The sequence below is a fragment of the bacterium genome (assembly GCA_021372535.1).
Classification (GTDB): Bacteria; Latescibacterota; Latescibacteria; order Latescibacterales; family Latescibacteraceae; genus JAFGMP01.
The window spans coordinates 34,845-43,176 of record JAJFUH010000009.1 but is presented as its reverse complement, the minus strand read 5'-3'; the positions used below and the strand labels follow the sequence as shown (position 1 = coordinate 43,176).

Sequence of the window (8,332 nt, the reverse complement as noted above, 5' to 3'; positions counted from 1 at the left end):
GTTCGCAGGCGTGCCCGTTACCTTCACCGGTATCTTCACGTCTTTCCCGTCAAAAGCGTACTGCACGACGGACGGAGCTGAAATTTTCAGCAGCGTCGGCGCAAAATTCGCAGCAAATGCCTGCGTCGCTACAAAAACAAGAACACACATAAGAATTGCAAATTTCTTCATACATTTCCCCCTGATCGATTAATGCCACATAGTGAACATGTTACTTTACCAAAAAGTAGTTCATACTGTTTTTTCCGCTATCACCCCCTGTTCTTGTGTGTTAAATTTTTTCGCTTCCTCGTTACATCCCATCAAGCTGCTCATTACTGTAGCTGGGACATATAAACCGATATTGTTGAGAACAATAAATGTCTCGGTATCGAATACCGAATCAATGCACTCGATTTCATTAGTAATGATATGCGAAAGCATTTTTCGTGAATTTGTAACTATACCTGCTATTATATCATAGGTTCCGGTTACGGACATTACAAAAATGACCGACGGTATCAGAGATAATTTTCGAGTGGTATAATCAGGTGGACCCGTTTGTTTAATACCGATTATAGCAAGATCAAGCGCCGGAAGTTCAGTAATTTTTTCTATATCAAAAAGAGCGGATATTCTCAGCTTGCCGCTATCGAACATATGTGCGAGTCTGTCTTTTACGGTCGACTGCGCGATACCGAGCTGACGTGAGATTTCACGGTTTGAGGCGCGGCCGTTTTGGTCGAGAAATGTTGCAATCTTAATATCCAAATCGTCTAAATGCTTCATATGCACCCCTATATAGAAAAATATCTTTCATTTGATATAATGTCAAGAAAAAAAACCGGTTATTCGCATCGATTATAACACTTATATTTATTTGTATTTACCTATGGGAGCAGGGGAACGGTTATTCCACTATAACCGCAGTAGATTCTTGTGGGGTGCACTATTTTGGAAATTAAAGCGGAAAATCGGATGTGACATCGGGTACAGTAATAAAAAATGTCAGAAATTCATAATATGGATTTTATTGCTTATTATCGGTATCCGCATCTGGGAAAGTCGCCTGTGGGTTTTTTGATATCTCATCGTATCTTTTCAAATAATTCATAGTCTCGGCGGGAACATACAATCCGGTATTGTAAAGCACAACGAATGTTTCCGAATCGAACACCGAATCAATGCTCTCTATTTCATTGGCAATGATATGTAACAGCATTTTCCGTGAATTAGTAGCGACACCGACAACGATATCATATGAGCCGGTAACCGAAGCAACGAATAAAACGGAAGGAATTCTGGAAAGTTTTTGAATAGTATAATCCGGGGGGCCGGTCTGTTTAATTCCTATTATCGCAAGATCGATGGCCGGCATTTCCGGAATTTTTTCTATATCGAAAAGTGCAGAAATCTTGAGTTTTCTGCTTTCAAACAAGTTTTTGAGTCTGTCGCGGACTGTGGTCTGAGCAATGCCAAGCTGGCGGGCTATCTCACGGTTTGAGGCCCGGACATTATTGCCAAGGAATGTGGCTATTTTAATATCGAGATCATCCAGTGGTTTCATCTATATCTCCGATTGTTAAAAAATATCTTTTATTTGAACAAATGTCAAGAAAATACAACGGGATTTGAAGAATTACCACGAAGCGCAGATTTATTTGTCGAATGCATCGTATCTATCCCCGATAATTCGTAAAAATAATTTCGCTGGCACTAAAAAGTATAACATACATAATTGCAATATGTTGAGGATTTGTTGACAGTAAAATAGCAATAAATCCGTACGATCCGCGCAAATCGTGTTCTATCAAAATCTTGTGAACAGATCGGGATTTATATACTATCTATAACTACCATAAATAATAGAGGTAAAAAAATTATCGGGAACAATGATATACACGTATATATTATGAAAAATTAAACTGGCTATCCTTTTTGATATGCATAGAAACTTTCATCAGAAATATATGATTTCTCTTTCCTTTAATTTTGTCTCGCATTCGTCATGCTCCGGGGAACCTGACACGACAATCCCACTCGTGAGGCCCGGTTTTTTCTTTCCCCGCGTCAGTCGCACCCTATTTCACGAAAAGCATTTTCTGCGTCGCTGTATATTCCCCTGCGGTGAGACGGCAGAAATACACTCCTGCGGCTTGCCCGGTGGCGTTCCACACGAGTGAATGGCTGCCTGCGTCAAGGAAACCGTCGTGAAGCACTGTGACCCGTTGCCCGGCGACATTGTAAACTGCGACCGTGGCGTTCATCCGCTCCGGTAGGGTGAATCCGATGGTGGTCGAGGGGTTGAATGGGTTTGGGGAGGGAAAAGAAAGTTGTACGCGGGGAAATGCTGTCTGCTCTGAAACACTGCTCTCATCTTTATCTTTGCTGCTCAAAAGACCTTCAGCTGTGGCAAACCATATCGTATTGTCTTCCGTGACAGTAATATCGGACGTATTGATATACTTCGATCCATTTTTCATTTCTTTATTATACCAGACCTTATCGTCGAACCAGAAAATTCCTCGATATTGTGTTCCAAACCATTTAACGTTATCGTTGTCAATTGCTATAGACAGGACATACTCAAGACGCTCACCCAATATAGTGTCAAATGTTGTCCATGAGCGACCGTCAAACCGTGCGATTCCGCGAGGTGATGTAAACCACATGACACCGGCATGGTCTTCCGCGATTCTGTTGACACCTCCCGGGAGGAATCCTTCAGCAACGCTGAAAGTATGCCAGGAATTCCCATCGTATTTTGAAACCCCGTTGTCAGTTCCGACCCAGACATCGTTGTTACTGTCGATGTAAACTGCGCTGAGGCCGTAGGAATATGGAATCAGACCGTTCAAATTCTCATAATTCCATGTTTCACCATCATAAAAACCTATATGGTTATACCCATTCCTGAACCATACCTTTCCATCGGGAGCTATAGCGATTTCTTCAACGTATTGCTCGTCACCCGAAAGATCATGGAATACTTTTTTACTGAAAAATGAACCATTTTGGTAATATGCGATAGCATCATGGATCGCGAACCAGGGAACACCGTCATCGGTGACGGCAATATCCCGAGCGTAATCACCGGGAAGTCCGTGGTCCATGGTGAACCGTCGCCAAGAGGAACCGTCATAGCATCCGACACCGTCACCCATATTATACCCAATCCAAACCGTTGAATTCCCGGACGCCATAGACATGATTGTATTTGTTGGAGGAGCCGTTTCCAGATTGATTTGTGTAAATCCTTCATCATTATACACTGCCAGTCCAAATCCCAGACCAATATAAATATCGCCGTTGATATCGAACGCCAGTTTCTTAAAAGTGTCGGCTGAAGTTTCAATTTCTGCTGGTATGACCGCTTCCCACGATTCACCACTATACTTATACAATCCGTTTAACGTCCCCACCCATGCATTTCCGTCGGGCCCGATTTCAATATTGGTTGTTGAATTTTCCGGAAAGTTTTCATCTCCCGATAGAAATGTAAATCCGGAACCATCGAAACGCACCATTCCCCGCTGAAGCGTTTTTATCCAGGCAGTATCGTTTTTATCCATAGCCACATGTATGAAATAATTGTTCGGAGAGCTTTCCTCAACCGCTCGAAATAATGTCCATCTTCCATCACGATTCCGGCAAAGCCCCCCTGCTTGAAGCAACCCAGACCGTATTGTCATCACCGATAGAGACGTCGTAGAATATTGTTGCTGAAGGCAGGCCATTGGTTCCATCATATATATGCCATTCAGTCCCATCATAGGCGATTACACCTTTTTCCGTAACCATCCAGAGGGTGCCGTCCTTATCCATTTCAATATCACGGATCTCCTTATCTTCCGGCTCATCAGCAGCGTCATAGAATGAAAAACCATCACCATCGAATTGCATGAGTCCGGCCCCATAGGTGCCCGCCCAAACAGTCCCGCTTGCATCGACAATAATAGACGTCGCCCATTGATAAGGCCAGTCATACGCCGAATAGAAAATAGAGTATTTCGTGATCATACCGGTTTTTTTGTCATATCGGGCAATACCTTTTACGGATGCGAGCCAGACACAGTTTGAATCAATCGCAATATCGCCGATTTCGCTTATTGAGGGTTCTGAGTAGTAGTGAGTATAAATCCTTTCAGCGTGAACTTGTAGCGGCAGTATAAAAAATATGAGAAGTACAACCGAGACGCTATGGATTAACAGTATCATGACGGACTTCTTATTACTCAGTAAGTTGAAGTGGGTAGTGTTATTAATCATTTTCCTGTTTGCCTTCCACTTGAAAATCAAGGGCATCATCAGTGCATAAAAATCATTATCCGGGATTTCCCATACCAATATTTCGAGCAGTAAAAAATACCTTGGAAACTTATTGATAACCGAATAATACTTTCAAATAATGCATTTGCAATTATTTTTTTCATACTACCGACAAATTTTATTATGTACATGTGTGTTATGCATTGAAATACTACGTTTCAAAGACATGTATCCATTAAATCAATTCTAATAACATTCTGGATAGAGAGAATGGTAGCGCAATCGTTCTATCCGGTATAATATCTTGGCAAACAACCTTTTTCCTATTGCATCTTCAGCCATTTGAAATGTGTCATATCTGCTGTTCCTGACAATCTTGGCTCCAATCTTAATCAGTTTTACGAGAAGGCTGCGAAGCGACTAATGTTTGTTTTTTCTTGGAGCACCAATTGTCTTGGTAATTCACTACTCCATCAAAAACCCATTTTCATGCTTTCACCCTCCGGGTGATCATGATTTATCGGTCGTATACGATTGTTAATTGTTGTATTATAACATCATACGAAAGTATCATCAGGCATTTTATTGGTTCAATATGGGGAATATAGATTGTAGGTATAAATGTTCTCTCCATATCGTAGTGAAAAAATCTTTGCTTATCCAAATTTTATGTAATATGTCTTGATTAGCGTATCGATTATGAATATTCTTTATCAATATTACCCGGCTTGCTGTTGAATGTGTAATGACCATCCGGACGGGCCGGATTACCGGTTGTGTTCGGATTGCGCCTCACAAAAGCGGGGAATCCCTGTAGAAAAGGATTTAGTATATGAAAACCTGCCTGTGTGCCGCTGTTGTGCTCGTACTATTAGGAGCGATGTCAATTATTACGGTTCATGCCGATGAATCTCTGGAATCTTTTACGTATGCGGAAAACTTTGAAACGCAGGAGCTTCAGGCCTGGGCGTCATATCCTCTCTGGCAGGATACGGCGTATGATCCCAATTTCAGGGTCGGGATGATCGTCCCCGGCGATCCGAACATTTCCATCGTTCAGAAGGTTACCCCTTATACCAATGTCGATACCTATGCCGGCGCTCAGAAAAAACTCGACATGTATATGACTCCGGGGGTGACCATTTCACTCAGATTCTATCTCAAGTCAAATCTTCCCGTGGAGTTTCTGAAAATACGCCTCGCCGCGGGTGACGACGGCAAAGTAGACTATACAATCACCGATCCCGCAACAAACCGATGGGAATGGATAACCGTTTCATATAATGACCTCATTCTTGAGAATCCACGGCTTGCCGGGAAGAAAGCTGTTCCGGTATATGCCCTCGCGGTACTGGTGAAAATCCCCGATGCGGACCCGGAAATGCCGTTCTATCTCGGTCTTGACGATATAACGTTCAAAGGCGCCCGGGCCGTGCATTTCAAGTTTGCCGAACCTGTCATGCACAAGCTTTCGGAGTGGGCGCCGTATATTCCCGACAGACATTATCGGAAAGGGGAAACCTTTACGGTAAGGGGACAGTGGCCGCTCGATGCGGACAGAGCGACCATTACGGTGACGCCGTTTACCGAACGCACGAAGGAAGTGTACACTGCGGAACTGCGAAAGAAGGGAAATGAATGGTCAGCGGCTTTTACGCTGTCATTTCCCGAGGGTCTCTACCATGCGGATCTCCGGGCATATGACGGTAAGAAAATACTTTCCGGGACCGAATGTACGTTCTACATAGCTCCGGAGAATCTCGGCCGGAACCATCCCCGTGTATGGTTTGATTCCGAGGGAAAGAAACGCGTCGAAGCCCGTCTTAAAAGCGAGCGTTTCAAACAGGTCGCCGATAATATCCTCAAACAGGCCCGTGACACCCGTGAGAATAATCCCCTCGATTCAATCATCTTCGAGATCGACCAGTTCAATACGGTCCTTCACACGGGTAATCAACTGCCCTCGATTTATCCCTGGTTCGACCGTCTCAGAGTCTGGAGACAGGGAGTCTATTACAGTGCGTTTGCGTACGGTCTCCTCGGCGACAACGAGGCGGGAGAGTACGGGAAAAATCTCATGATCAAACTGGGTGCGTTCCCATACTGGCTCCACCCCTGGTTCATCGAGCGGGGCCGTCACATATACTATCCCATCGGTGAGTTTGGCATGGAGCTCGCCGTTGGATACGACCTCCTCTATGATCTCATGAGTGAAAACGAGCGGAAAATTATCCGGGACGCCATGATGAAGAATGTCGTTGTCGGCTGCCACAAAGGATATGTGGAGGACAATCTCGTCACGAACAACACCTCGAACTGGGTGGCTCATATCACCGGCGGCTCGCTCATGTGCCAGGCAGCCATATACGGTGACGATACGGGACTCGGCGACCTCGAACCGTATTTCACCGGCGCCATACTGAAAGATTACGATCTTATCCAGAAAGTATTTGACAGTGACGGCTCGCAAGGAGAGGGGTACGGGTATTACGATTTTTCCATGTATTCCTGGTCGTATTCGCTGCCGGCTGTCGAGAATGTTTTCAAAATCGATATGTCCGGGAAGATCGACCGTTCATATGCGGAACTCATCTGGGCGGGAATCGTGAAGAAGAAAAAAGCCTTCTTTTTCGGCGATTCCGACAGCGAAATCACGGAGCTGACCAACTGGGCGTGGCTGCTTGACAAATACAAGGACCCGCAGCTCGGATGGCTGTACAATTTCCTGAAATACGATGTATCATACGGGCCTGAAACAAAAACTGCCGATGCACCCTCCGCGAAGAACGCCAGAGAAACTTTCATGGATGCCCTCTACGAGACATGGGATGTTCCGAAGAAACCTCCGTTCGACGAGCCTCCCGTCAGGGTATTCCGCGATGTGGGGATCACCGTGTTCAAGAGCGGATGGGAACCGGACGATTTTGTGTTCGTCATGCATACCGGGGCATTCTACAACCACCAGCACCTTGACCAGGGATCGTTCTGGCTCTCCGACCGTGGCAGCAGTTTTATCGAGGAACGTCACGGCGCCTCCTACTATACCGATCCGCTCTATCAATCATGGTATACGCAGCCCATCGGCCATTCCACCATTCTCATCGACCATAACCACCAGAGCCAGCGCGTGGGTGATCCGCTCGAAATGGCGAAAGGGTTCGATGATTATGCGTTTCTGTATCATTTTCTCGATGGGAAATCGGCTGCCTTTTCGTCCGGCGACATCGGACGGCTCTACTGGGGGAAGGTGAAGGAAATGAGGCGTAATGTCCTCTATCTCAAACCCCGCACGCTCCTGATGATCGATACGGTCATACCGGAGGATAATGATGTCGATGTCACCCTCCTGTACCAGACGCCGTTCCTGAAAAATATTGCCGCAGGAAATGATTTGTCGGGAATCACCATTGACGGCAAAACACTCAATATTGCGCACCTCTGTCCCGAACAGCGTGAGATTGCCGCGGTGGAAACTCCTCATTACACCGAAACGCTCATGAATGAAAAGCCCCTCGAACGCGAGGGCATGCTGACCGTGACATCGAGAACAACAGGCGTTCCCCTCGTTCTGGCCAATATTCTGAAAACGACGGACGGCGGTAAACCCGACATACAGGCAGTGAAAGGAGGAAACTGCATGTACGGTTCGATCGACGGTGTTCCGTTCGCTTTTTCAACGCGGCCCGGCGCGGTTTACCATTTCGGTTCGCTCGATACCGATGCCTGTGCGATTACCGAACAAGGCGCGACAGTTTTCGCGGCTGTGTGTACGACGCTTTCCCGTGACAGCGGCCTCCTGCTCGATGCGAAGAAACCGGTAACCTGCGAAATCGGTGAAAGAACTGTGAAGTACTATCACCGCACCACCGGTACAGTCGCGCTGGGTGCGGGATCGCGGCCATCGCAGGTTATCCTGAATGGCAAACGGGTGACGGAATGGACATATGATCTTGAAAGAAAGGCGTGTATCATCGAACTGCCCGCCGGTGAAGGAACGGTGGTGTTTCAATAGGCATCTACAGGAAGCACGGGGGAATCCTTTTTCGCGGCTTTCGCGTCGTTCGTCCCCCGTGATGTGTAGTTG

General features: G+C 45.9%; 5 protein-coding genes and 1 pseudogene. 1 reads left to right on the top strand and 5 read right to left on the bottom strand.

From position 1 onward, the window contains the following. Positions 1 to 231: 231 nt before the first annotated feature. The 5 genes and pseudogenes from LLG96_00885 to LLG96_00865 form a co-directional block, all read right to left on the bottom strand. Complete coding sequence (locus LLG96_00885) at positions 232 to 768, bottom strand: Lrp/AsnC family transcriptional regulator (protein MCE5248751.1); 537 nt, start codon at positions 766 to 768, stop codon at positions 232 to 234. A 241-nt stretch (positions 769 to 1,009) separates the two neighbouring features. Further along, positions 1,010 to 1,546, bottom strand: a complete 537-nt coding sequence (locus tag LLG96_00880; protein MCE5248750.1) for an Lrp/AsnC family transcriptional regulator — start codon at positions 1,544 to 1,546, stop codon at positions 1,010 to 1,012. 514 nt (positions 1,547 to 2,060) lie between these two features. Further along, positions 2,061 to 3,551, bottom strand: a complete 1,491-nt coding sequence (locus tag LLG96_00875; GenBank protein MCE5248749.1) for a T9SS type A sorting domain-containing protein — start codon at positions 3,549 to 3,551, stop codon at positions 2,061 to 2,063. Positions 3,552 to 3,618: 67 nt separating this feature from the next. Continuing rightward, a complete protein-coding gene (locus LLG96_00870; GenBank protein MCE5248748.1) occupies positions 3,619 to 4,197 on the bottom strand; it encodes a hypothetical protein in 579 nt (192 codons plus the stop codon). A gap of 297 nt (positions 4,198 to 4,494) precedes the next feature. Next, positions 4,495 to 4,668: pseudogene (locus LLG96_00865) on the bottom strand (transposase). A 412-nt stretch (positions 4,669 to 5,080) separates the two neighbouring features. Here LLG96_00865 and LLG96_00860 point away from each other — a divergent pair. Beyond that, entirely contained in the window at positions 5,081 to 8,260 is a 3,180-nt protein-coding gene (locus tag LLG96_00860; GenBank protein ID MCE5248747.1) for a heparinase II/III-family protein, read from the top strand. Positions 8,261 to 8,332: the final 72 nt, after the last annotated feature.